This window comes from Streptomyces sp. NPDC048623 (genome assembly GCF_040650755.1).
GTDB lineage: Bacteria > Actinomycetota > Actinomycetes > Streptomycetales > Streptomycetaceae > Streptomyces.
This window is the reverse complement of the sequence record NZ_JBEZHV010000008.1, coordinates 78,866-101,787: the sequence shown is the minus strand read 5'-3', so window position 1 is coordinate 101,787 and position 22,922 is coordinate 78,866. Positions and strand designations below refer to the sequence as shown.

Sequence of the window (22,922 nt, the reverse complement as noted above, 5' to 3'; positions counted from 1 at the left end):
GTTGGCAGGGGCGCGTACGGGAGGCGCGAAGCGGTCGGGGAGCCACGCGTCAGGGAGTCACGTAGCGGAACTCCGGACCGTAGTTCTTGCCGCTGCCGGGGAGCGGGCGCGCCATCAGCTGTTGTGCGGGGTCCTGCAGGACGGACATCTGCGCGATTGCCTCGAACAGCAGCCCCTCGGCCTCGCTCGCGTCGTCCCGCTGCCACGCATCCCGCAGCAGACGCAGCAGTTTGCTGTACGCCTGGTTGAACTCGTCGAGGAGCTGTGTCGTCCCGGCGTCCGGTGCGGTGGGCCCCGTCCGGGGCCAGCCCCCAGAGGGAACGATCCCCATCGGCAGGGCGTCCGGCATCGGGATCTCCGCTCCCGTGAACTCGAACTTCCCGGTGTCGGGATTCTTCCTGAGCCTGCGCTTGTGGAAGATCTCACGGAAGGCGTAATAGTGGGCCAGCTCGCCCGCCGCCCCGGGGTGCGGGTTCTCGGGCGAAGCGGAGGTGCCCTCGCCCTGTTCCTTGATCACACCGATGGCCTTCTCCACGGCGGCGAGCGTGGCGAGGGGCACGACGGGGTTCCCCGCGCCGTGACCGAAGTTCAGGGACAGCTGCCGGGCGCCGGTGATCCGCTCCGGGTGCGCACGGAACGCTTCCAGCAGCGCGCTGTAGAAGGCCCCGATCGACACGTGCGGTACCGCGTCCTTCGCGAGCGGCTGTTCCGGCTGCTCGATGAGGGAGTACATCTCCGCCGCGTCCGTCGTCAGCCCGCTGAGGAAGACCGTGAGTTCGGGCCGGACGCCTCCCGGCAAAGGCCCCGGGTACGTCGGCACCACCGACTCGTCGAGCACGGGAGTCCCGCCGAGTGTGGTGAGCAGGTTGCACGCCAGACCGAAGTGCGACATCTCGTCGAAGACGATCTCGCGCAGAGTGTCGAAGACGGAGCCGTCCCCCGTTGAGGTGTCGATCGACCACAGGCCGCACAGATACGGCGGGAGCGTGGCAAGTTCCAGCAGGACCGCCTGCTGCGCAGCGTCCCGCATCCAGTCGGCGTCACGCCGCTCGGTGGGCTGCTCCATCAGTTCGACGATGCGGTTGTTCCGGGCATACAGAAGCGCGTTCACCACCGGTCTCCTTCCGGCTTGTGCGGCATCTCAGGCTTGTGGAACATGCTCGTCCAGGCATGGACAGGTGAAGTGGGCGACGGCGCCGTGACGGCGCCGGCCGTGGGCTCCTTGCCACTGTTGCGGCGCAACGGCGCAACGGCGCACCGCGGGAAGCGAGTGCCAGGGCATCCTCCACTGGGTCGATCTTGTTGCCGAGGGCGCGGAGAAGGCGAAGAACTCGTCGCGCACCGCGGTGCGCATGATGGTCAGTCCTTCGTCCTGCGGGGATCGGCCCCCTGGTCACCAGGCTCCCGGGCATCGGACTTCCGGCTGTCGGGCTCTCCGCTCTCGGATGTCCTGCCGGATTTCTCACCGGCTGACCGGAGAGTACGCAGCAGGTCCGCGACCGCCCTTTCCTTCTCCGCGTCCGACAGCCGAGGATCTGACCGGATCATGCCGATCCGTCCCTTGATGAAAGCCCGCTCGGCTGCGGGATCCCGGGGAGCCTCGCGGGACTCGCGGGCGAACTCCTCGCGTCGGTCGGCGGACGGCCCCGGAGGGCGCTCGTCGTCCGACGGAACACGGGGCGGAGGTCCGGACACGTCGGTTCCCTGGAGAGTCAGCTCTTGACGGAGAAGTTGTAGTTCGGGTCGAGGAACTGGACGTAGAAACCGACGTTGTCCGTGCGGATGTAGCTGTTGTACCAAGGCAGCAGGCCCCAGGGACCCCAGTTGCCGTTGACGTCCCGCGTGACGAGGGATATGGCAAGTCCGCCCAGCGGGATGGTGCCCGCGTACGCGGTCTGGAAAGTCTCGACAATCGGCCCCCACGACCCGTTGTAGTCGGCCGCTGTCTGCTGGGCCAGCGTCGCCGCGTAGTCGAACTGGTAGACCAGATCCTGATTTCCCGTGCTGGCGTTCCACAGCTGCACCTCGTTGCGCCACGTTCCGGAGGCCACCTCGACCGTGGTGTTCGTGACCCCCATGACTTGGAAGATCTCGCCGTGTGAGGCGACGGTCCTGAGGTAGGGGCCCAGGGACGACAGCGGTATGTCGAGCTGCCAAGGCGTGGCGGGCCTGGCCCAGTCGTACACCTTGAAGCGCGGGGGTGTCTGCGCGTAGTACGAGACGAACGCCTCGACTCCGAGGACCGCACGGTTCATGGCCGTGACGTACAGGTAGTCGTCGACGTTGCCCCCGGGTGCACTGGGGCAGATGATGTCCCAGCCCAGTGCGGTGCCCGTAGCGAAAGCCCGCTTGAAAACCTCGTTGTAGTAGACGCCGTAGCCCACTCCTCCCGGTACCGGCGTCCGCATGGCCTCGTAGCCGAGCTCGAGCCGCTCGGCCATGGCGGTCACCACGCGCTCGCGGTCGGCGAGTTCCACGTCCGGGTGGGTTCTCACCAGGTGGAGCTTGCTCATCAGGAACGCGTGTCGAGCGGCCTCCACGTTCTCGTCGGGGTACTCCTCGGTGAGGCGGGCGAACGCCTCGCGCGTGTCCACCGTTGCGCCGGGCATCTCCGGTCCGACGATGCGAGCCGGGGCGGAAGGGTCAAGTACGGTGCCGGTCATAGGGTCACCTGCTCTGCGGGGCATGAAGTGGCGGACGATGGATCGAGGGGCCGGTCTTCCGGCCACGGCGGGGAGACACGTTCGCCCCGATTCACGAAGGTAGGCGGCATGTGTCATCCCACCGTCATCGTCGTGCCGGCGCGCCGGCCCACCGCTGGCGATGAGGAACCGGCCCGTCTTCGACGGAGGAGGCCGCGGGAAGCATCCGCGTGAACAAGGGCGAGGGTGGCACACCGAGTTCCTCGCGCAGCAGGCGCCGGAACGCGTCGTAGTGCCGCACCGCTTCGTCGACATCGCCTGCCGCGAGCTGCGCGGCGACGACGGCGCGGTGCCCGCTCTCTCGCAGGGGTTCGCTCCGTACGCTCGTGAGGGCGGTCTCCAGGGCGAGCGCGTGCCTTCCCTCCTGGGTCAGGCGCTGGGCCAGTGCGTCAAGGGCGTGCAGGCGTAGCTGCCGCAGCCGTTCTCGTTCGAACAGCACCCAGTCGTCGTCCCAGTCGGGCAGCAGGTCGCCCTCGCCCAACAGGACCATCGGCATCGGAGCGACGCCCGGTGCTTCAAAGGACCGCACCACGTGCAGTGCCGCGTCGGCCAGGACGCGGGCGTCCACGGTGACGGAGTCGACGATGGAGATCGAGTTCCTGCTGCAGGCGACCAAGGGCCGGCCGTCGCGGGGGAGCTTGCACAGTGCGCTGCGCAGGCTGCCCCGGGCATGAGCCTCGGTCGCCTCCGGCCACAGCATCCCGGCCAGGGCCGTCCGACTGACGCACGCGCGCAGTCCGACGAGTGCCAGTAGGCGTTGAGCGTTCCCGCACAGGGGCACCGTCTCGGTGCCGTAGGCCAGCCGGAACCGGCCGAGCAGGCCGAGACAGATGGGAGAGAGCGATTCGGAACGGTACATCTTCCCTCTCCGAGGGTGTGGGCGACCACGTCGAGTCCGGACCGTCCGACTCCCATGGTAGGAAGCCGAAGCCTGGTCTGCTCGTCGTGCGTCCACCGGTCCTCATCGCCGTGGCGCGGAGACCATGCGTTCGAGCCCGGGGGACGGTTCGACACCGAGTTCCGTGCGCAACAGACTTCGGTAGGCCTGGAAGTGCCGGAGTGCCTCGAACAGATTGCCCTCGGCGAGGTGCGCCGAGACCACCGTCCGGTGCGGATTCTCGCGGAGCGGCTCGATACGGATGCTGGCCAGCGCGGCCTCCAGCGCGAGGGCGGTCATGCCCTGCCGGGCCAGCCTCACCGACAATGTGTCGAGCGCCCGCAAGCGCAGTCGGCGCAGCCACTCCCGTTCAAGTGGCACCCAGGCATCGTCCCAGTCGGGCAGCAGATCACCGCGGTCCAGAAGCGCCATCAGGACCGCATCGTCGTGGAGCGCTGCGGGGGCGTGGACGACATCGAGCGCGTCCGTGGCCAGGACGTGGGCGTCGACATGGACGTCGTCGGTGATCACGAGTGACTCCCGCGTACAGCGGATGAGCGCGTGACCGTCACGGGAGAGCTTCCACATCGCCGTGCGCAGGCTGCCTCGCGCGTGCGCGTCAGTCGCTTCCGGCCACAGCGTCGCAGCGACGACCCTACGGCCGACGCACCGTCGGAGGCCGACGAATGCCAGAACACGCTGGGCGTTCCCACAGAGCGGGACGGGCTCGCCGTCCACCGTCAGCCGGAATTGACCGAGGAGCCGGAGGCTGAACTGCCGGGAAGGAGAAGCGGTGGAGGGATTCATCTGTCGTCCCTTGTGAGGATGCACCGAGACCGGATTCCCGAGACCGGAGTCGCGGTTCTCCGCCGCCTCTCCCCATCCTAAGGCGGAGAGAGGCCGTCGGCCCGGGGCCGGAACCGCCAGCCATGCAGAGCGAGGTATGAGGGAGGACAATGGAGACGGGGTGGGGGGCGCGATGGAGGCGATGCTTCGGCACGCCAGGTGCAGGGACTGCCACCGCTTCACGCTCCCGGGAGTCTGGGAGACACCGGCCGCGGTGGTCCTCCTCGCCGCCACCTCGTTCTGGATCACGGGACTGCGCCGCGACGCGTACGACCGCGCCCGCGCGGCAAGCACGGTGGGCTGGTGATGCTGCTGCTCTTCGGGATGGCTTCCTCGCGATCGGCGGAGAGTGGTTCGCCATGTGGCAGTCGTCCGACTGGAGCGGTCTGGGCGCTGCGGACCACAACGTCGCGCTGGCCGCCTTCACACTCCTCGTGATGCACCTGCCCGGCGTTCGCCGACCAGGTGCCGAACGGACCTGACGCGCCTTGCGTCACACACACGGGGGCCGCGGTCTGCCTGCCCGTCACCGGCGGGCCGCCCGCGGTCGAGGTACGGCAGCGGAGGCCGAGGTGCGGAGGCGGGCGTGCTCGCGGGCCCGGACCAGACCGGGTTTCAGGGGTGTCGTGTCCAGCGGGTACAGCCGGTAGACGGGCGCCGTCGTGGTCGTGCGGACGAAGCGGCCGCCGAGGGCAAGCACCTGTCCGTCGAGCGGCTGCCCGGACAGGTGCGCGCCGACCACCGCGACGTGCGGGGGCGGGGAGGTGAGCAGGGCGGCGACACGGGCGAGCGGGTCGTCGGTGAAGGCCGGACCGATCAGTATGACGCCGAACGGCCGTCCGGCCGGCCGGGACGGCGACCGCCGCGAGGCCGAACAGGTTCGTGCAGTTGGTGAACCGGCCGAGCCGGGCGTTCGCGCGCGGCCGGTCGCACGACGGCGGCCGGAGCACTCCGGACCACTCCCGTTCCCATCCGGCTTGCGCGAACGTCAGCCGCACGGATCGCCAGATCACCGTGCTGTCGGCGAGGTCGTTCGGATCGACGCCGCCGCCGAATCCGGACACCCCCCCGGTGCCGGATGGGCGTTACGTGATGGCGTGACCTTCGAGGTGCTGCCGCCCCTATCGCAATGGCGGTCCGGCCAGCCACCCAACCAATGCGCACCTGGTCCCCGATGTGACGGGCGTGACCTGGTGGTGTACGAAGGCAGGGAGCACGACGATGCTGCCCTGCGCCCTCGGCATGGGCTGCGGCGTGCCGAACACCTCGAAGTCACCGCCCTCGTAGTCGCGACCATCGCTGAGTTGGATGCTGACGGTCAACTTCCGTTTGGACAGCGGCCGTTCGAGGCCATAGTCGTTGTGCCAGTGGAAGTGCCCGTGGCCCCCGACGTACTCGAGGAACTGCGGGGGTTTGACGATATCGGAGACGTCCAGCTCGAAGTAGCGGCGGTTCAGTGCCTCGCCCGCGTCCCAGATGAGTTGATAGATGTCCTCGAACAGCGCCGAACGCGGAAGCAGACGCGAATGGCCAACGCGGTGATCGGGCAGAGACTTCTGGCCGACGACTTCAGGGGCGACGGTATCGAGAGACCTGCACCGCTCGGCGAGCTCCGCACACACCGCGGGGGCGAGCCCGGGCACGATCGTGGCCCACTGCCCGGGCTGGCCGATGACGCGGGCGTTGGTATCCATCATCTTGCTGCCTCGCCTGCCAACGGTCGGAGCATCATGTGGTCGAAGGGTCTGTCGGCGGGGATGTTCAGTGCGCCGGTCTCCTTCACGGCGCGCACGAAACCCGCGATGAGCGAATCGGTTTCGGTGGCCGCGTACTTCTGCAGGAACCTACGCACCTGTGAGGGCTCGTCGAGCGCGGCCAGGGCCCCGAGTACTACCCGGTGGTCGGGCTCGGTGATGCGGTGCAACATCGTCACGGCGCCCACATGGCGCAGCTCGGCAACCACGGCGTCGCCAAACGGCCCCGCCACCCCCGGCCACCGAGCGTCCGACCACCCGAGCGCGGCAGGCACCAGTGCCGAGGCCGCCGCGTTACGACTGAGTTCGCGTACCACCAGGAACGCCGTGTGCACGTCGCAACGGGCGATCAGAGTCTCCACCGTCTGGCCGAGCCCGGTGGCCCCGGAACGGATCAGCATTCTGACCAACTGCACCGTGCGCGTGCGAAGGGGATCGTTCTTGCTGGGGTCCAGAGCGATGGCGGGCGGAAAGTAGGCGTACTCCGGGAGGGGGGCGGAATGTCCGCAGGTGCGAGCCACCAGGGTCACGCTTGGGCAACCAAGATGCACGACGGAGTGGATCAATGCGGTGCCTTCGTGAATTTCGTGCACGGCTCCGACGTCGAGCAACTGCGCATCGGTGGCGACGACTCGGCCGATCATGAACTGGTCGTCGACCCGGTGTGTTTCGGCGAATTCGAAGCAGGTGTGGACGCTCTGACCGTCCAGGACGGCGAACGCACCGGAGAAGCCGTGCGCGTGCACGTCGGTGCTGCTCTGGACCCAGTACAGTGCATCGAGCTGAAACTCGCCGTCGTGGTAGAGCGTGACGGGCGGTTGCCCGAAGGTCTCGTCGAGCCGCGGCTGAAAGGGGAGCTCGGCGCCGTCGAGTACCCAGTGCAGGACGTCGTCGCCCGTGACGGGCTCGCGGGTGAGGCCATCCGAGAGGGCTCGGGCGGCAATGGACGGAAACGATTCGTGGGTGTTGTCGGCCCGTCGCCAACGCTGCCGGAGCTCGGCAGCCGTGTAGGCCACGAAGCTGTCGACCCGACCGCGTGTCACCGTCTCGCTGCCCGTCACGATGCTGCAACCTCCTCGCGATCAACCAATGGATGTGAAGGCAACCTCGCCCGGAAATCCACAATCCGGGTTCGGCGAAGAAACCGCATCGTCCGGGTCAGCTGGGCGGCGGTGAATTCGTCGTTCCGGTCGCGCCGAAGCCGCTCGTGGATTTCGTGACCCGTCGCCACGCCGTCGATCACCGCCAGCACGGACAGGGCCCTCGCAGGGACCTGCTGGAGCCTGCTGCCCCACGGTGTGACCACCTTGAAGTCGACGGCCGACGCCCGGCTCTTGACAGAGGCCGTCGGCCCTGGCGGGAACGAATAGTCAACGGTGTAACCATCGGCGGCGATGACGGGCACCAGTCCCAGAATGGAGTCGAAGTCGGCCGCCGGCTCGACGAGCACGCCTTCGATCACCGCGAAGTCCAGCCCCAGTTCGAGCATCGTCCACAACGCGTCGGACGGCGTCTCGACGATGGGCTGCCCGGAACCGTTCAGTGACGTATTCAAGATCATCGGCACGCCGGTGTGCTCGTGGAAGCGCCGGATCAGCGCGTGGAAGCGTGGCTGGAACTCTTCGTGAACGGATTGCACGCGCGCGCTGTCGTCGATGTGCGCGACAGCGGGCACCCGGGATCCGCAGCCCGGCCGGAAAGTGAACGTGCGCAGCATGAACGGGCTGTCGCACCGTGCCTCGTCGACGTCGAACCAGGTGTGGACGTGTTCGGCCAGCACCGATGGAGCGAACGGGCGGAACGCCTCTCGCTGCTTGACGTCGCGGTTCAGCCTCACCTTGTGCTCCGCACGGCGAGGGTCCGCCACGATGCTGCGCTGCCCCAGCGCGCGTGGGCCGAGTTCACTCCTGCCGTCGAACCACGCTCCGAGCTGTCCGCGCTCCAACCGGTCGGCAGCGACGTCGGCAATGTCGGTCACATCCCGGGCAGGGCGCACGGCGACAAGCGGGACCGATCGGATGGCTTCGTGCACCTCGCTCGGGCCGTAGCGGTGCCCGAATCCCTCCCTCACCAGCCTGGCCGGGCGGTGCCGGCGGTGACGCCAGAGTCCGTAGAACGCGGCGCCGACGGCAGGTCCGCTGTCCTCGGCGAAGGGCGCGACGAAGACGTCGGAGAAGCCGGACTCGTGCATCAGGCGTTCGTTCACCAGACAGTTCAGCGCCACGCCGCCGGAGTAGCACAGGTACGCCGAGGTGGACGCCGCGCGCAACCGGCTCACCAACGCCAGGATCGCCTCCTCAAGGGCAGACTGAACCGAGGCGGCGAGGTCTGCGTACTCGCGCTGGCGCAGAGGCCATCGATCGGAGTGTCGAAACCGCTCCGGCACCGCAGTGGCGAACGTCGCCAGGCCGTCGGTCACGGACACGAATTCGTGCGGCTGGAACGACGGCGTACCGAACGGAGCCAGCCCCATGACCTTGCCTGCGTCCATTGGGTTGCCGAAGATCTGCTGAGCGACGGCGGAGTACATGCCGCCGATACTGCCGAAGCCGGGCATTCCCTCGCCGGTGCGGTCCAGCCACTTGCCTTCCGGGACGAGCTGTTTGGCGATGGGGCGGACGGTCGTTCCCGACGCCTCATACGCCGAGATGATCTCCCAGCCGAAGGGTGCGCCGATGACGGCGCGGCGCTCCTCTTCGCTGAGATCTTGCTCGGGTGACCCCATTCCATCCACGACGAGGATGGCGGCATCCGAGAAGCCCGACACGGCGTAGGCGCTGATGGCGTGGCCGAGGTGGTGCGAAATCCTCAGGGTGGGAATCCCGTGAAAGCTTTGGCGCAGTTGCTGATTCAGGCTCACGTCCTGCTCTGCGTGACCTGCCTCCCCCTGCACACACAGCACGATGGTGTCCAATTGCCCTGGCCCGATCCCGGCATGGCGAAGGCAGTACTCGGTGGCCAGGCTGATGCGGGCGCCGTAGGTGCGGTCGCGCTTGATGCCTGAGAGCCGTTCCTCTTGGACGGCGGCGACAATCTCGGTTCCGTGCAACAGGCACGCACCGCCATTGTGCGCGGCGCTGAGTCCGAGAATCCACGGCGTTTCAGTGTTTCTCAAGTGTTCTCCCGCCCTATCATCGAAAATCGGAGGCGACCCGGCGCACGTGCCAAGCCTAGGCACGACGGGTGGCGTCTTCGTCAAATTGGCCGGTAGAAGGCCGCCGCGTTAACCCATCCGAATGAAGCCCGCACGCCAAACGGCGGCACCTCGAGCAGTTCAGCACGGGGATTGCGGCTTCCGGTCCCCACGAATGGAGGAGGAATGCAGAAACAGCTGCCGCTCCTGAACGTCACGAACGCATCCGGGTGCGGGTCATGCACGTCCAAAGCCCGCCCACCAGACAGCTCCGCACTCGCGTTGCAAGAAGAAATGCGCACCCTCGTACAGCGAGCAGCCGACCAGCAGGCTGAACATGTCACGCTGCGCGCAGCGCCGACCGACTCGGGACTCACGGAGCTCACGCTCGCGCTCGACGAACCCGTGCCATTGGTCAACGAACTGCACCACGAGCCGGTGAACGGCTCCCACGTCTGGGTCGGCGTCCAGGAGGCGGCGCTGGCCGTGGCGGACGACGCACAGCACCGGCTCATCGTCAGACTCGTGGCCGGCGAGTCGCCGCTCAGCATCGCGAACGACGTCGGATGGAGCGACGCTTCGAACGTCGTGTCTCTCCTGGCGACCTCCGGGCTCATTCGCGGGTTGACGGGCTACCGTGACCGCACACCCGTAGGTGTCAGGGTGTTCGCCCGCCTCCACCTCACGCAGGCCTGTCAGCTCGAATGCGCACACTGCTATGCGGATTCGAGCCCGCACATCGATCGCGCGAACGAGCTCCCGACGGCGCGGTGGCGCAGGTTCATCGACGACTTCGCCGCGCTCGGGGGCCAGCAGGTGCTGTTCACCGGCGGTGAGGCACTGATGCACCGCGGCTGCCTCGAGCTCATGGCGGCCGCCAAGGAGCACGGCATGAAGGTGACCCTGTTCAGCAACGGCCTGCTGATTCCCAAGCTGGCCGAGCAAATTCATCCGCTGGCCGACTTGGTGCAGATCAGCATCGATGGACCCGACGCCGAGTCACACGATGCCATCCGTGGCCGCAACTCCTTCAAGCACGCAATCGCTGCGGTTGACAGGTTGGTCGAACTGGGCACTCCGACGCGCATCGGAATGACGATCGTGCCCGCCATGTGGCCCAACTGGGTGCAGAAATTCCCTCAGCTACGAGATCGCTTCACGGGGGCGCCGAACGTCGTCTTCAAGTTCACCTACGGCATCATGCCGCATGGCCGCGGCAGCCAGATTGACCCCGCCGGGCCGGCGTCGCGAGAGGAAGTGAGCAAACTCCTCGCAGCGGTCAACGGTGCCGCTCCCGAGATCACGCGCTATATGGCCACGTGCGGATACGCTGACCAGATGGTGATCGGACCCGATGGGTCGGTCTACCCATGCCACCTGCTGGACGGGAAGGTCTGCCATATCGACGACATGCCCGTGCGCAATATTGTTGACCTGGTGGCGGGACTGGCAACACAGATCGACGTCGACCATGTCGAGGGCTGCAAGACGTGCGAGATTCGGTATCTTTGCGGTGGGACGTGCCGCGTGCGTGACAGCAAGAACACCGGATCTCGCCTGATCACCACGTGCACGCCCGAGGACAAGCGTCGTATCTACGTGAAGATGGCTGGCTATTTCGCTCAACCCGTGCGGTAGCGGCCGAGAAAGGGAAAACGATGCCCGACGAATCCAAGGTGCCTGAGTCTCTGGAAACGGAGTGCGAGGACACGCTTCGCGTCCCGGAGGCGAACATCCACCTGTCCAGCAAGGGGTTGCGGATCGTGCTCGACGAGGACCAACTCGCGGGCCTCGGTGAAATGTTGGATCAGAACGCGGAATGTTCGCCCGGGTGCATCAGCATGCCCGGTGGGCCCCGCTGCTGACTCCCAGGTGAGGCTCGGGGTGCTCTGTCAGACCACCGAGAGACAGAGCCCCGGCAAGCCGGGGGCATTCCCATGCCCGCCATCGGCGAGCGGCTTGCCACGGCCGCCGAGCAGCTCTCATACAGGGGCGACGCCGCGCGACGCATGCTCACCCGACTGACGGACCTCGTCGTGGAGGTCGAAGAGTTGGCCGCATCCCGACAGCCGGTCGCCGTCCGCGCGCAGGAGCACCACCGGCCCGTCGCGTTGGTGAGGACACCGACGACTCCGGTGCCCCCGACGCCGTCGGTGGCCTGCCACCCTTGGGCGGGCAAGGTGGTGTCGACGATCGACGCGGTACGGAACTCCAGTGTGGGGCTGAGCAGGTCCACTGCTTTTCCAGCGGCATGTCGCGTGGGGCGACCGCGTCAGTCGGGGTGAGGCGCCTGACGGTCAAAAGCCCAGGTCAGGCGCCCCTTTTCGTGCCGCTAGAAGAAGCCGAGCTTCTTCGGCGAGTAGCTCACCAGCAGATTCTTCGTCTGCTGGTAGTGCTCCAGCATCATCTTGTGGGTCTCGCGGCCCACCCCCGACTGCTTGTAGCCGCCGAACGCCGCGTGTGCCGGGTACGCGTGGTAGCAGTTCGTCCAGACGCGGCCCGCCTGGATGGCGCGGCCGGCGCGGTAGGCGGTGGTGGCGTCGCGGGTCCAGACGCCGGCGCCGAGGCCGTAGAGGGTGTCGTTGGCGGTGTGGACGGCGTCGTCGAGGTCGGTGAAGGAGGTGACGGCGACGACGGGGCCGAAGATCTCCTCCTGGAAGACGCGCATGCGGTTGTCGCCCTCGAAGATGGTGGGCTGGACGTAGAAGCCGCCCTCCAGGTCGCCGCCGTGCTCGACGCGCTGACCGCCCGTCAGGATCTTGGCGCCCTCCTGCTGGCCGATCTCCAGGTAGGAGAGGATTTTGGCGAGCTGGTCGGCGGAGGCCTGGGCGCCGATCATGGTGTCGGTGTCCAGGGGGTGGCCGGGGACGATGGCCTCCGTGCGGGCGATCGCCGCCTGCAGGAAGTCGTGGTAGTGGCCGCGCTGGACGAGCGCGCGGGACGGACAGGTGCAGACCTCGCCCTGGTTGAGGGCGAACATGGTGAAACCTTCGAGGGCCTTGTCCAGGAAGTCGTCGTCCGCCGCCGACACGTCGTCGAAGAAGATGTTCGGCGACTTGCCGCCCAGCTCCAGGGTGACCGGCTTCAGGTTCTGCGCCGCGTACCCCATGATCAGCCGGCCCGTGGTCGTCTCGCCCGTGAAGGCGATCTTCGCGACCCGCGGGGAGGACGCGAGCGGCTTGCCGGCCTCCTCGCCGAAGCCGTTGACGATGTTGATCACGCCCGGCGGCAGCAGATCGGCCACCAGGCTCATCCAGAAGTGGATGGAGGCCGGGGTCTGTTCGGCCGGCTTGAGGACGATCGCGTTGCCCGCCGCGAGCGCCGGCGCCAGCTTCCACACCGCCATCAGGATGGGGAAGTTCCACGGGATGATCTGCGCGACCACACCCAGCGGCTCGTGGAAGTGGTACGCCACGGTGTCCTCGTCGAGCTGGCTCAGCGCGCCCTCCTGGGCGCGCAGCGCCCCCGCGAAGTAGCGGAAGTGGTCGATGGCGAGAGGGATGTCGGCGGCCAGGGTCTCGCGGACCGGCTTGCCGTTCTCCCAGCTCTCCGCGACCGCGAGCGCCTCCAGGTTCTGCTCCATCCGGTCGGCGATCCGCAGCAGCACCTGCGCCCGCTCGGCCGGCGCCGTACGGCCCCAGGCCGGGGCCGCCGCGTGCGCCGCGTCGAGGGCGCGCTCCACGTCCTCGGCGGTGCCGCGCGCCACCTCCGTGAACGGCTTGCCGTCGACCGGGCTCGGGTTCTCGAAGTAACGGCCGCCCGCCGGGGCCACGTACGCCCCGCCGATCCAGTGGTCGTAACGGCTCGCGTACGACATCAGCGAACCCTCGGTGCCGGGTGCGGCGTAACGGGTCATGGGCAGGACCTCCCTCGGACCGCGCCGGCCGCCCTCGGCCGGCGTTCACGGCCGATGGTGCGCGCCCCGACGTTGCAACCCCGTTGCACCCGCCGACAGTTCCTCGTCCAGGGCGGCAAGCCGGGCCCGTACCGCCGGTTCCTGGGCCGCCGGTACGGCCGAGGCGAGCGCCCGCCACACCGTCACGTCGTCCTCGCCCCACGTGCTGTACGCCCAGTCCGCGAGCAGCCCCGGATCGCCCCGGTCCACGAGAGCCGCCCGCAGCCGCCCCGCGAGCCGTTCCCGCAGCCGTACGACTCCGGGCGCGCGCGAGGCGGGAAGCAGCGGGCCCGCGTAGTCGCCGAGCGCCGTCGCCACCGCGCCCGAGGCGAGCCGCCGGTCCACCGCCGCGAAGTCCGCGTCCACCGCCCGGGTCAGCCGGTACGGGCGGGAGGCGAGCAGCTCCGGACCGAGCAGCCCGCGCAGCCGCGACAGCTCCGCGCGCAGCGTGACCGGGGTGACCGACTCGTCCTCGTACAGCAGCGTCAGCAGCTCGTCGCCGCCCACGCCCTCCGGCCGGTGCGCGAGGATCACCAGGATCTCGCTGTGCCGGCGGCTCAGCCGCAGCCGCCGGCCCGGCAGCTGCAGCAGCGCCTCGTCCCTGCCGAGCGCCGCCAGACGCGGCCGGCCGGCCGCGGCCGGGGCGGGGGAGACAAGGGCGAGCTGCGACTCGGCGGCCCGCGCCACCGCCTGCACGAACGCCAGACTGTGCGGATGCGCGAGCCCGTCGCCGCCCGTGATGTCCACCGCCCCGAGCAGCCGCCCGCTGTACGGGTCGTGCACCGGCGCCGCCGCGCACGTCCAGCCCTGCACCGGGCGCTGGAAGTGCTCCGCCGCGCACACCTGCACCGGCCGGTCCACGGCGATCGCGGTGCCCGGGGCGTTCGTCCCCGCCGCCGTCTCCGACCAGCGGGCCCCGGCCACGAAGTTCATCGCACGCGCCTTCCGCAGCGTCCCCGGGTGCCCCTCCACCCACAGCAGCCGCCCGGCCGCGTCGCACACCGCGAGCAGATGCTCCCCGTCCCGCGCGTACGCCCCCATCAGCTCCCGCACCACCGGCATCGCGGCCGCCAGCGGATGCCCGTCACGCAGCCCCGCCAGCTCCTCCTCGTCCAGCTCGATCCGGGCCGCCCCGTCCGGGCTCACCCGCGCCCGCGCGGACCGCCGCCAGGAATCGGCGACGAGCGGCCGTACGGGCGGCGGGGGCGGCGACGTGGCCGGTGGCGCGGCCGGCGGTGCCGCGGCCACCGGCGCGGCCGGCCGAGGGTCCCAGGGCCGGCCCCCGTCCGCGAAGGCCCCGTCCGTGAACGCCTCGTGCGCCCGCCGTACCGCACCCGCCCGCGCATCGTTCAACTCGGCCTCCCCATCGAGGTCGTCCGTCCCGTACCAGTCCCGTACCAGTCCCGTGCCGGTCCCTGACAGTCCTGTGCCCGTCATCGTGCTGCGCCCACGGCCCGCCCACAAGGCGCCGGACACCGTCCCGGCGGCATCCCGACGGCGACCCCCGGCCGCCCCGGCCGGTTCCGCCCCCGGAACGGCCCGGCGCGACCGTCACGTAAAGTGGGGCCCGGGCCGTGACTGGCGCTTGAGGTGGATCACCACCGGGGAGCGGTCCGGCGGACGCGCGCACCCCGCGCCTCCGCGTCGCAGCCGTGCGCCTGGGCGATCAACCGGTCAACGACGACGCTCAGGAGTGGCCATGTCCACCAGCACCGCCCGCCTCATGGACGGCACCGCGCTCGCCCGCCGCACGGTCGAGGAGACCGCGGCCCGCAGCGCCGAGATCACCCGCCGCACCGGCACCACCCCCTGCCTCGCCACCGTCCTCGTCGGCGCGGACCCCGCCTCCGTCACGTACGTGAAGATGAAGCAGAACCGCTGCGCGAAGGCCGGAATCCGCTCCCAGCACGTCGAACTGCCCGCCGAGACCACCACCGAGGAGCTCGTCGCCGCGATCACCGCGCTCTCCGAGGACCCCGCGGTGCACGGCATCCTGCTCCAGCACCCGGTCGGTCCGCACATCGACGAGCGCGCCGCCTTCGAGGCCATCGCCCCGGAGAAGGACGTCGACGGCGTCACCATGGCCTCCTTCGCCGCCATGGGCTTCGGCCTGCCCGGCTTCGTCTCCTGCACCCCCGGCGGCATCATGCGGCTGCTCGACGCGTACGACGTCGAGCTCAGCGGCAAGCGGGCCGTGGTCGTCGGCCGCAGCGCGATCCTCGGCAAGCCGGCCGGCCTGCTGCTCCTCGGGCGGGACGCCACCGTCACGTACTGCCACTCCCGCACCGCGGACCTCTCCGCCGCCGTCCGCGAGGCCGACATCCTGGTCGCCGCCGTCGGCAAGCCGGAGTTCATCAAGGGCGAGGACATCAAGCCCGGCGCCGTCGTCATCGACGCCGGTTACAACGAGGGCAACGTCGGCGACGTGGACTTCGCCGGCGCCGCCGAGCGCGCCTCCCTCATCACCCCCGTCCCCGGCGGCGTCGGCCCGATGACCATCGCCGTCCTCCTCGCCCAGACCGTCGACGCGGCCGAGCGCCAGCTCGGCCTCGCCCGCTAGGCCGGGACACACCCATGGGACGGCGGCGGGTGCGGCGAGCGGCGGAGCGCGGGACGGACCCGGTACGAGCCGAGCACGTACGAGCAGATCGCGCAGGCGCGCATCCCGTACGCCCGCATCCCGTACGCCCGGATCTCGCACGCGCGCATCCCGTACGCCCGCATCTCGCACGAGCGGATCTCGCACGAGCCGCGGGATTGTCACGGTTCTGTACGAGCGCCGCCCAACTCACCGGTATCGCTCGCCACATGGGCGGACACGGGTGACCCTGGATCCCATGCTCCACCCGCCGACGGAACCCCCGTCCCGCGACGCCCGGCCACCGCGACGGCCGGGCGTCGTCGTCCTGCCGGTCGCCGCGCTCGCGGCGGTCCTGGCGCTGTCCATCGCCGTCACCGCGCGCGGCGGCACGGCCGACGACGACCCGCACGCCACCGCGGCCACCCCCGCGGCGGACTCCTCCGCGGGCCGCGATCCGGACGGCGCGTCCGCCACTCCGTCCGGTACGGCCTCCGGCGCGTCGGGCGAGGGGCCCGCCGCACAGGGTGAGGCCCCCGCGCCGCTGCCCGCCCGCACCACCCGGCCCACCACCACGCCCGGCGCGAACCGTGCCCGCCCGGCCCGTCCGTCCGCGAACGGCTCGCCCACCGCCGCCGCGACCGCCCGCGCCACCGCCGAGCCCCGGCCGCGCCAGACCGCGGCCCGCCGCACCCCGGCCGTCCCCGCGCCCCGCCCGTACGACGCCCTGCGCGTCGGCGACTGCTTCGACATCGACCGCGACGCGCCCGGCACCGTCGTCCGCCTCGCCTGCGACACGCCGCACGACGCCGAACTCGTCGCCCGGCTCCAGCTCACCGGGAAGTACGCCGACGACGACGCCGTACGGGACGCGGCCGCCGCCCTGTGCCGCGCCCCGCTCCGCCTCAAGGCCGCCGCCCAGCCCCTCGGCACCCGCTGGACCACCTTCGTCCAGTACCCGTACCGCACCAGCTACCTCCTCGGCGACACCACCGTCGCGTGCAGCCTCGCCGCCCCCTCGGACACGGGCGGGAAGCTGACGGTGCCGCTGCGGTGAGGACGGGGCGGGGGAGGGGAGACCCCCGTACGGGACGAGGCGGTCGGCCCGCCCCCGACCCGCCCGACCGGCACTAGCCGACCTGCGCCCCGCCCTCCGTGCCGCCCTCCGTGCCACCTTCCGCGCCGCCCTCCGCACCCGCGAGCGCCGCCGCCGGGTCCGTGTCCGGCGGGCCCGCCGGGGACCAGGTGCCGTTCCGTTCGCGGTACGGCCACCAGCGGGCGTCCTCGCCCAGGCGCAGCTGCAGCCCGGTGCCGTCCACGGTCCAGCAGGCCGGGGCGGAGGAACGCAGCGCGGGGCGTTCGTCGGCGTCCCAGGCCTCGGCGAGGCGGGTCTCGGCGCGCCGCAGGGCCTCCGGGCCCGGGGCCCATTCCTGCGCCAGGACCGCGAGGGCGGCCCGTCCGCCGGTCCGCCAGGCCCGTACCGCCAGGTCGAGCTCGGCACGGTTGCGGCCCGAGCCGGCCGCGAGGCGGGTCAGGTGCCAGGACACGGGGGAGCCGGCCGCGAGGCGGACCGCGTCCTGAGCGGGCGTCAGCGGGGGTTCGTCGAACGCGGCGGCGCCCGTGAGGAGGCGGTGGGCGCGGGCGGCCGCGTCCGCCGCGAGGAACTCCAGGGCCGTCGGGTCGACCCCCGGCTCGGGATCGGTCTCCGTGTCCAGCGACGGCGGCTCGCCCGGTGCCGCCGAAGGCACCGGCGGGGCGGGCAGCGGCGGCAGAATGCCACCCGCCGCGAACGCCTCCTCCGCCGACACACCCGGCGCACCGGAGACACCCGACACGCCGGGCGCATCCGATGCACCGGCCGCGCCCGACGCACTCGACCCGCCCGGCCGGCCCGCCGGGCCCCCGCCGGGACCGCCTGCCGCGCCCGCCGCCCCCTCCGGGCCCGCGAGCCGCGCCGCACTCCGCTCCTGCAGCGCCTCGATCACGGCCCGCTCCCCGCGCCCCCGCATGAGCAGCAGCACGAACGGGTCCTCGTCGAGCAGCCGCGCCACCTGGTGGCAGAGGGCCACCGTGTGCGGGCAGTGGTCCCAGGCCTCGCAGCCGCACTCCGGCTCCAGGTCGCCGATGCCCGGCAGCAGATCGATCCCGGCCGCCGCAGCGTCCTCGACCAGATGCGGCGGCATCTCGCGGTCGAGCAGCGCCGCGATGTGCCCGGCGCTGTCCACGGCCAGGTCGACCAGCGTGTCCCACTCCGCCTCGGACAGCTCCTGGAACAGCACGTCGCTGCGGTACGCCGTGCCGTCCGGGTCCCGCACCATCGCCGTGATCCGGCCGGGACGCACCGACACCGCTCCGACCGCCCCGGCCCGCGCGTGCCGCCGGCCCTGCTTCAGCTGCTTGTTGTCCAGCGTCGTGTCCTCGAGCGCCTTCAGCCACGCCCGGCCCCACCAGGTACGGGCGAACGCCCCGCCCTGTACCGGCGGCAGCGCCGCGAACGTCCGCTCCTCGCCGTCCCGCCCCGCGTTCCCGCGCATGTGCCCCTTCCCGTGAGCGTCCGCCCTGCCGTCCGTCCTGCCGCCTGCCCGGCCGCCTGCCCAGCCGTCCGTCCTGCCGGCCGTCCTGCCGTCCGTCCTGGTGTTCCGTGTCCCGTCCCCGTGGGTGTTCATCGGGCGTCCTCCTCCTCGCCGCGCAGCCGCACCAGTTCGGCCAGCTCGGCGTCGGTCAGCTCGGTGAGCGCCGCCTCGCCCGCCCCGCCGAGGACGGCGTCGGCAAGCGCCCGCTTGCGTTCCAGCATCGCCGCGATCCGGTCCTCCACCGTGCCCTCGGCGACGAGCCGGTGCACCTGCACCGGCCGGGTCTGCCCGATCCGGTAGGCGCGGTCGGTCGCCTGCGCCTCCACCGCCGGGTTCCACCAGCGGTCGTAGTGCACGACATGTTCCGCCCGGGTCAGGTTGAGACCGGTGCCCGCCGCCTTCAGGGACAGCAGGAAGACCGGCACCTCGCCGGCCTGGAAGCGGGCGACCATCGCCTCGCGCTCGGCGACCGGTGTGCCGCCGTGCAGGAACTGGGCCGGCACGCCGCGCGCCGCCAGATGCTCCTCCAGAAGCCGCGCCATCGACACGTACTGCGTGAACACGAGCACGCCCGCCCGCTCCGCCAGGATCGTGTCGAGCAGTTCGTCGAGCAGCTCCAGCTTGCCCGAACGCCCCTCGATCCGCGGCCGGTCCTCCTTCAGGTACTGCGCCGGGTGGTTGCAGATCTGCTTCAGCCCGGTGAGCAGTTTCACCACGAGCCCGCGCCGCTCCATCCCGTCCGCCTCGGCGATCGCCTCCAGCGTCTCGCGCACCACCGCCTCGTACAGACCGGCCTGCTCCGTGGTGAGTGCCACGGCGTGGTCGGTCTCCGTCTTCGGTGGCAGTTCGGGCGCGATGCCCGGGTCGGACTTGCGCCGTCGCAGCAGGAACGGGCGTACGAGCGCGGCGAGTCGGGCCGCCGCGGCGGGATCGCCGCCGCCCTCGACGGCGGAGGCGTACCGCGTACGGAACGCGCCGAGCCCGCCGAGCAGTCCCGGCGTCGTCCAGTCGAGGATGGCCCACAGCTCGGAGAGATTGTTCTCGACCGGCGTGCCGGAGAGTGCCACCCGCGCCTTCGAACCGATGGTGCGCAGTGCCCGCGCGGTCGCCGAGTAGGGGTTCTTGACGTGCTGCGCCTCGTCCGCGACGACCAGGCCCCAGGGCTGTCCGGCGAGCCGGGCGGTGTCGAGGCGCATCGTGCCGTACGTGGTGAGGACGAAGCCGTCGTCGGCGAGTCCGTCCAGGGCGCGGGTCGTGCCGTGGAAGCGCCGGACCGGTGTGCCGGGCGCGAACCTCTCGATCTCGCGCTGCCAGTTGCCCATGAGCGAGGTCGGACAGACCACCAGGGTCGGGCCCGCCGTGGCCGGGTCGGTCTGCCGGTGCAGATGGAGCGCGATCAGGGTGATCGTCTTGCCCAGGCCCATGTCGTCGGCGAGACAGCCGCCGAGCCCGAGCGAGGTCATCCGGTCGAGCCAGCGCAGTCCGCGCAGTTGGTAGTCGCGCAGCGTCGCCGCGAGCGCGGCTGGCTGGGCGAGTTCCCGTTCGCTGCCCTCGTCTCCGCCCCCGTCTTCGCCCCCGTCGCCACCCTCGGGGTCGGCGAGCCGCGCCCGCAGCCGTTCGAGTGCACCGGTTGCCCGGACTTCGACCCGGCGTCCGTCGACCTCGGTGCTTCCGGTGAGTACGGCGCCGAGCGCGTCGACCGGGGTCAGCTTCCGGTCCTGGTGCGCCCGGGCGTTCCGCAGCTCCTCGGGGTCGACCAGGACCCACTGGTCGCGCAGCCGCACGAGCGGCCGGCCGGCCTCGGCGAGCAGATCGAACTCGGCGCGCGTGAGTGCGCGGTCGCCGATCGCGTAACGCCAGTTGAAGGCGAACAGGTTGTCGGCGGAGAGGAACGAGGTCAGCGCGTCGCTGGCCCTGCCATGGCTGTCCCGGCCTTCGCTGTCCCTGACGTGGCCGTGGCCGTGACCGTGGCCGTGACCGGCGCCGTCCTCGGGCCCGTCGGGCGGGCCGATCACGGCGGTCGCGGTGAGCCGGTGGGCGAGTTCGCGCGGCCAGTGCACCCGTACGCCGGTGGCGGCCAGGGCGCGGGCGGCCGGGCCGAGGAGTTCGGCGATCTCCTCGTCGGCGAGCTCGACGGCGTCCGGGACGGCGGCCGTGAGCAGCGGGGAGAGCGCGGGCCAGGCGCGGGCCGCCCGGCGCAGCGCGAGCAGCGCGTCCATCCGGGCGCGCGGCCCGAACGCGGCGCCGCCCGCGCCGCCCACGCCTGTCGGAGCGGTGCCCGCCCAGACGTCGGCCGCGTCCGCGACGAGGGCCGGGTCGGCCACCGCGTGCATCTGCAGCACGACGCGGAACGACGGCGCCGCATCGGCTGTGTCGGGCGCCCCGGACGTCACCAGTTCGACGCGCAGCGAGAGTTGTACGCCGGCGTCGTGCCCGGCGGCCACGTCCGCCACCCAGGCGCACTGCTCCGGCAGCGGTACGGGCGCATGGCGCTCGTCGGCGGCGAAGGCGGGGCCGCCGGCGAGCAGCGGAGCGGCCGGAGTACGCGGCAGGACGTCGGCGACGGCGTCGGCGAACGCGCGCAGCAGCTCCTCGGGTTCGGGAAGCAGCAGTTCCGCGTCAGGGCCGTGGGCGGGGAGAGGTACGGCGTGGGCCGAGGGCGGCATGGAGGCGGCGAGGTCGCGCAGCGCGGCCACCTCCTCGGCGCCCAGGGGGCCGACCCGCCAGGCGTCCAGGTCACCGGCGGTGAGTCCGGGCAGGAGCAGGCCCCGGGCCACCAGGTCGAGCGAGAACAGCGAGGCCGCGCCCCAGAACGCCGCCGACGGCGAGGCGTCCGCGGCGAACCGCGCGCGGGCGAGGACCGGCAGCGCCTCCCGTACGGGGAGGAGGCGCGCGGGCACGGTCAGAGGCTGCACTTCGCCGTCGACCACATCGACCACATCGACGACGGTCGGCTCGGTGGAAGTGCCGGTTCCGGGGCCGGCCGGCGGTCCGTCGGGGGACCAGAAGGCGATGCGGCCGGCGCGCGGTGGCTCGGCGGGCAGGAACAGGGCGGAGCAGCGGGCGAGTTGATCTGTGGGGGTGTGCGGGATCGAGGACGACAGCGACTGCGACGGAGACTGCGACAACGCATTCCTCAAATTTGACTACTGATGTCGAGCGCCCGAGAATACTCCACCGAATCCACTCCACGCGCACTCTTTCGTTGTGACGCCCGTCACCTTGTTCCGTCTGGTGGGGAAGACCCCACCCCCGCCCCCGGGGCCGCCCCCGAACCGGTCCGGGTGGTGACGCCATGGTGCCGGACGATCACCGGTCCGTACGTTCTCGGTAGCCGGCGCGGCCCGCGCGACGGCCCTTCCACGGACCTCGACGGACCCCGGAGACCGCCATGCCCCAGGCCACCGCGACCCTCGCCGCGCCCACCCCGCCGCACCCCGCCCGTACCGGAACGGCCCCTGCCCGAACGGCCCCTGCCCGAACGGCCCGTACCCGAACAGGCCGCTCCCAGGACAGCCGCGGCAGCGAGTTCGCCCCGCTCCTGCGCACCGTCAAGGAGCAGGGCCTGCTCGACCGCCGCCCCGGCTGGTACGCCCGCGACATGGCGGTCAACCTCCTCGGCCTCGCCGCGGTCGTCACCGGCCTCGTCCTCCTCGGCCCCTCCTGGTGGGCGCTGCTCCTCGCCCCGCCGCTCGCCCTGCTCTCCGCCCGCGCCGCGTTCCTCGGCCACGACGCCGGCCACGCCCAGGTCACCGGCCACCGCCGGCTCGGCCGCGCCGTCCAGCTCGTGCACGCCAACCTGCTGCTCGGCATGAGCCGCGAATGGTGGAACGACAAGCACAACCGCCACCACGCCCACCCCAACCACCTCGACAAGGACCCGGACGTCGCCGCCGACATCCTCGTCTTCGCCGCCCACCAGACCACCGGCCGCACCGGTCTGCGCCGCTGGCTCACCCGCCACCAGGCCTGGCTGTTCTTCCCGCTGACGACCCTGGAGGGCATCGCGCTCAAGGTGTACGGCGTCCAGGCCCTGCTCTCCCGCAGCGGCCCCTGCCGCACCCGGCGCGAACGCCTCGTCGAGGGCGCCCTGCTCCTGGCCCACCTCGCCGGCTACACGGCCCTGCTGCTCACCCTGCTCAGCCCGCTCCAGGCCCTCGCCTTCGCCCTGCTCCACCAGATGCTGCTCGGCGTCCACCTCGGCCTGGCCTTCGCCCCCAACCACAAGGGCATGGAGATGCCCGACGCCCACCCGGACAGCGACTCCTGGGGCCATCTGCGCCGCCAGGTCCTGACCTCCCGGAACATCCGCGGCGGCCGTCTCACCGACTGGTTCCTCGGCGGGCTCAACTACCAGATCGAGCACCACCTCTTCCCCAGCATGCCGCGCCCTCATCTGCGCCTCGCCCAGCCCGCGGTGCGTGCCCACTGCCGCGAACTGGGCATCCCGTACACCGAGACGGGCTTCGTCGACTCCTAACGTCAGGCCCTCGGGCACCTGCACGAGGTGGGCGCCCCGCTGCGCGCGGAGGGCGCCGCGTAGGGTCGGGGCGCGCGACACCAC

Annotated in this window: 19 protein-coding genes, 1 pseudogene and 1 riboswitch; of the genes and pseudogenes, 7 read left to right on the top strand and 13 right to left on the bottom strand. The window is 71.3% G+C overall.

The annotated features are described in order from the left end of the window. Positions 1–49: 49 nt before the first annotated feature. From AB0C73_RS14355 to AB0C73_RS14340, 4 genes are all read right to left on the bottom strand, one after another. A complete protein-coding gene (locus AB0C73_RS14355; protein WP_362528954.1) occupies positions 50–1,111 on the bottom strand; it encodes a ferritin-like protein in 1,062 nt (353 codons plus the stop codon). 601 nt (positions 1,112–1,712) lie between these two features. Continuing rightward, a complete protein-coding gene (locus AB0C73_RS14350; protein WP_362528952.1) occupies positions 1,713–2,663 on the bottom strand; it encodes a hypothetical protein in 951 nt (316 codons plus the stop codon). 124 nt (positions 2,664–2,787) lie between these two features. After that, positions 2,788–3,561, bottom strand: coding sequence for a BTAD domain-containing putative transcriptional regulator (locus AB0C73_RS14345; protein ID WP_362528949.1), 774 nt, complete (start codon positions 3,559–3,561; stop codon positions 2,788–2,790). Between the two features lie 102 nt (positions 3,562–3,663). Next, positions 3,664–4,110 (bottom strand): bacterial transcriptional activator domain-containing protein, encoded by a 447-nt coding sequence (locus tag AB0C73_RS14340; protein ID WP_362528946.1) that lies wholly within the window; start codon positions 4,108–4,110, stop codon positions 3,664–3,666. 448 nt (positions 4,111–4,558) lie between these two features. On the opposite strand from AB0C73_RS14340, the gene AB0C73_RS14335 reads away from it, so the two are divergent. Both AB0C73_RS14335 and AB0C73_RS14330 read left to right on the top strand, forming a co-directional pair. Further along, entirely contained in the window at positions 4,559–4,732 is a 174-nt protein-coding gene (locus tag AB0C73_RS14335; protein ID WP_362528944.1) for a hypothetical protein, read from the top strand. A gap of 52 nt (positions 4,733–4,784) precedes the next feature. Continuing rightward, entirely contained in the window at positions 4,785–4,907 is a 123-nt protein-coding gene (locus tag AB0C73_RS14330) for a hypothetical protein (protein ID WP_362528942.1), read from the top strand. Between the two features lie 119 nt (positions 4,908–5,026). On the opposite strand, the pseudogene AB0C73_RS14325 reads toward AB0C73_RS14330, so the two are convergent. The 4 genes and pseudogenes from AB0C73_RS14325 to AB0C73_RS14310 form a co-directional block, all read right to left on the bottom strand. After that, positions 5,027–5,342, bottom strand: a pseudogene (locus AB0C73_RS14325) (allophanate hydrolase); the annotation flags it as partial. A 204-nt stretch (positions 5,343–5,546) separates the two neighbouring features. Continuing rightward, positions 5,547–6,122 carry a 2OG-Fe(II) oxygenase gene (locus tag AB0C73_RS14320; protein WP_362528940.1) on the bottom strand — a complete coding sequence of 192 codons (576 nt, stop codon included), beginning with the start codon at positions 6,120–6,122 and terminating at the stop codon, positions 5,547–5,549. Continuing rightward, the gene (locus AB0C73_RS14315; protein WP_362528938.1) at positions 6,119–7,240 is read right to left on the bottom strand and encodes a hypothetical protein; all 1,122 of its coding nucleotides are present in this window, start codon (positions 7,238–7,240) and stop codon (positions 6,119–6,121) included. The genes AB0C73_RS14320 and AB0C73_RS14315 overlap by 4 nt, the downstream gene beginning before the upstream one ends. Beyond that, entirely contained in the window at positions 7,237–9,294 is a 2,058-nt protein-coding gene (locus AB0C73_RS14310; protein ID WP_362528936.1) for a carbamoyltransferase C-terminal domain-containing protein, read from the bottom strand. Before AB0C73_RS14310 ends, AB0C73_RS14315 begins: the two co-directional genes overlap by 4 nt. 204 nt (positions 9,295–9,498) lie before the next feature. Between AB0C73_RS14310 and AB0C73_RS14305 the strand changes: the two genes are divergently transcribed. Together AB0C73_RS14305 and AB0C73_RS14300 are read left to right on the top strand one after the other, a co-directional pair. Beyond that, complete coding sequence (locus tag AB0C73_RS14305) at positions 9,499–10,950, top strand: radical SAM protein (protein WP_362528934.1); 1,452 nt, start codon at positions 9,499–9,501, stop codon at positions 10,948–10,950. Between the two features lie 20 nt (positions 10,951–10,970). Then, positions 10,971–11,177 carry a hypothetical protein gene (locus tag AB0C73_RS14300; RefSeq protein WP_362528932.1) on the top strand — a complete coding sequence of 69 codons (207 nt, stop codon included), beginning with the start codon at positions 10,971–10,973 and terminating at the stop codon, positions 11,175–11,177. 467 nt (positions 11,178–11,644) lie between these two features. On the opposite strand, the gene AB0C73_RS14295 is transcribed toward AB0C73_RS14300, so the two are convergent. Continuing rightward, positions 11,645–13,168 (bottom strand): aldehyde dehydrogenase family protein, encoded by a 1,524-nt coding sequence (locus AB0C73_RS14295; RefSeq protein ID WP_362528929.1) that lies wholly within the window; start codon positions 13,166–13,168, stop codon positions 11,645–11,647. Positions 13,169–13,213: 45 nt separating this feature from the next. Further along, positions 13,214–14,455 carry a GAF domain-containing protein gene (locus tag AB0C73_RS14290; protein ID WP_362529359.1) on the bottom strand — a complete coding sequence of 414 codons (1,242 nt, stop codon included), beginning with the start codon at positions 14,453–14,455 and terminating at the stop codon, positions 13,214–13,216. A 316-nt stretch (positions 14,456–14,771) separates the two neighbouring features. Next, a riboswitch (ZMP/ZTP riboswitch) is annotated at positions 14,772–14,878 on the top strand. Positions 14,879–14,906: 28 nt separating this feature from the next. Between AB0C73_RS14290 and AB0C73_RS14285 the strand changes: the two genes are divergently transcribed. Next, positions 14,907–15,767, top strand: a complete 861-nt coding sequence (locus AB0C73_RS14285; RefSeq protein ID WP_362528928.1) for a tetrahydrofolate dehydrogenase/cyclohydrolase catalytic domain-containing protein — start codon at positions 14,907–14,909, stop codon at positions 15,765–15,767. Here AB0C73_RS14285 and AB0C73_RS14280 read toward each other — a convergent pair. Next, positions 15,764–15,931 (bottom strand): hypothetical protein, encoded by a 168-nt coding sequence (locus AB0C73_RS14280; protein ID WP_362528925.1) that lies wholly within the window; start codon positions 15,929–15,931, stop codon positions 15,764–15,766. The two genes, AB0C73_RS14285 and AB0C73_RS14280, sit on opposite strands and share 4 nt — an antisense overlap. Before the next feature lie 113 nt (positions 15,932–16,044). Here AB0C73_RS14280 and AB0C73_RS14275 point away from each other — a divergent pair, with 113 nt between their 5' ends. Beyond that, positions 16,045–16,842 (top strand): hypothetical protein, encoded by a 798-nt coding sequence (locus tag AB0C73_RS14275; RefSeq protein WP_362528923.1) that lies wholly within the window; start codon positions 16,045–16,047, stop codon positions 16,840–16,842. A 73-nt stretch (positions 16,843–16,915) separates the two neighbouring features. Here the strand turns inward: AB0C73_RS14275 and AB0C73_RS14270 are convergent, their stop codons facing one another. Both AB0C73_RS14270 and AB0C73_RS14265 read right to left on the bottom strand, forming a co-directional pair. Further along, positions 16,916–18,319: an SWF or SNF family helicase gene (locus tag AB0C73_RS14270; protein ID WP_362528920.1), complete on the bottom strand. Its 1,404-nt coding sequence runs from the start codon at positions 18,317–18,319 to the stop codon at positions 16,916–16,918. 128 nt (positions 18,320–18,447) lie between these two features. Next, positions 18,448–21,486, bottom strand: a complete 3,039-nt coding sequence (locus AB0C73_RS14265) for a DEAD/DEAH box helicase (protein ID WP_362528918.1) — start codon at positions 21,484–21,486, stop codon at positions 18,448–18,450. A gap of 263 nt (positions 21,487–21,749) precedes the next feature. Here AB0C73_RS14265 and AB0C73_RS14260 point away from each other — a divergent pair, with 263 nt between their 5' ends. After that, on the top strand, positions 21,750–22,838 hold the full coding sequence (locus tag AB0C73_RS14260) for an acyl-CoA desaturase (protein ID WP_362528916.1): 1,089 nt from the start codon (positions 21,750–21,752) through the stop codon (positions 22,836–22,838). Positions 22,839–22,922: the final 84 nt, after the last annotated feature.

What these genes read in the sequence shown, in the direction of transcription:
- AB0C73_RS14350 (WP_362528952.1), bottom strand. Translation starts at nt 2,663, where the DNA reads ATGACCGGCACCGTACTTGACCCTTCCGCCCCGGCTCGCATCGTCGGA.
- AB0C73_RS14345 (WP_362528949.1), bottom strand. Translation starts at nt 3,561, where the DNA reads ATGTACCGTTCCGAATCGCTCTCTCCCATCTGTCTCGGCCTGCTCGGC.
- AB0C73_RS14335 (WP_362528944.1), top strand. Translation starts at nt 4,559, where the DNA reads ATGGAGGCGATGCTTCGGCACGCCAGGTGCAGGGACTGCCACCGCTTC.
- AB0C73_RS14330 (WP_362528942.1), top strand. Translation starts at nt 4,785, where the DNA reads ATGTGGCAGTCGTCCGACTGGAGCGGTCTGGGCGCTGCGGACCACAAC.
- AB0C73_RS14320 (WP_362528940.1), bottom strand. Translation starts at nt 6,122, where the DNA reads ATGATGGATACCAACGCCCGCGTCATCGGCCAGCCCGGGCAGTGGGCC.
- AB0C73_RS14305 (WP_362528934.1), top strand. Translation starts at nt 9,499, where the DNA reads ATGCAGAAACAGCTGCCGCTCCTGAACGTCACGAACGCATCCGGGTGC.
- AB0C73_RS14300 (WP_362528932.1), top strand. Translation starts at nt 10,971, where the DNA reads ATGCCCGACGAATCCAAGGTGCCTGAGTCTCTGGAAACGGAGTGCGAG.
- AB0C73_RS14295 (WP_362528929.1), bottom strand. Translation starts at nt 13,168, where the DNA reads ATGACCCGTTACGCCGCACCCGGCACCGAGGGTTCGCTGATGTCGTAC.
- AB0C73_RS14285 (WP_362528928.1), top strand. Translation starts at nt 14,907, where the DNA reads ATGTCCACCAGCACCGCCCGCCTCATGGACGGCACCGCGCTCGCCCGC.
- AB0C73_RS14280 (WP_362528925.1), bottom strand. Translation starts at nt 15,931, where the DNA reads ATGCGGGCGTACGGGATGCGCGCGTGCGAGATCCGGGCGTACGGGATG.
- AB0C73_RS14275 (WP_362528923.1), top strand. Translation starts at nt 16,045, where the DNA reads ATGCTCCACCCGCCGACGGAACCCCCGTCCCGCGACGCCCGGCCACCG.
- AB0C73_RS14270 (WP_362528920.1), bottom strand. Translation starts at nt 18,319, where the DNA reads ATGCGCGGGAACGCGGGGCGGGACGGCGAGGAGCGGACGTTCGCGGCG.
- AB0C73_RS14260 (WP_362528916.1), top strand. Translation starts at nt 21,750, where the DNA reads ATGCCCCAGGCCACCGCGACCCTCGCCGCGCCCACCCCGCCGCACCCC.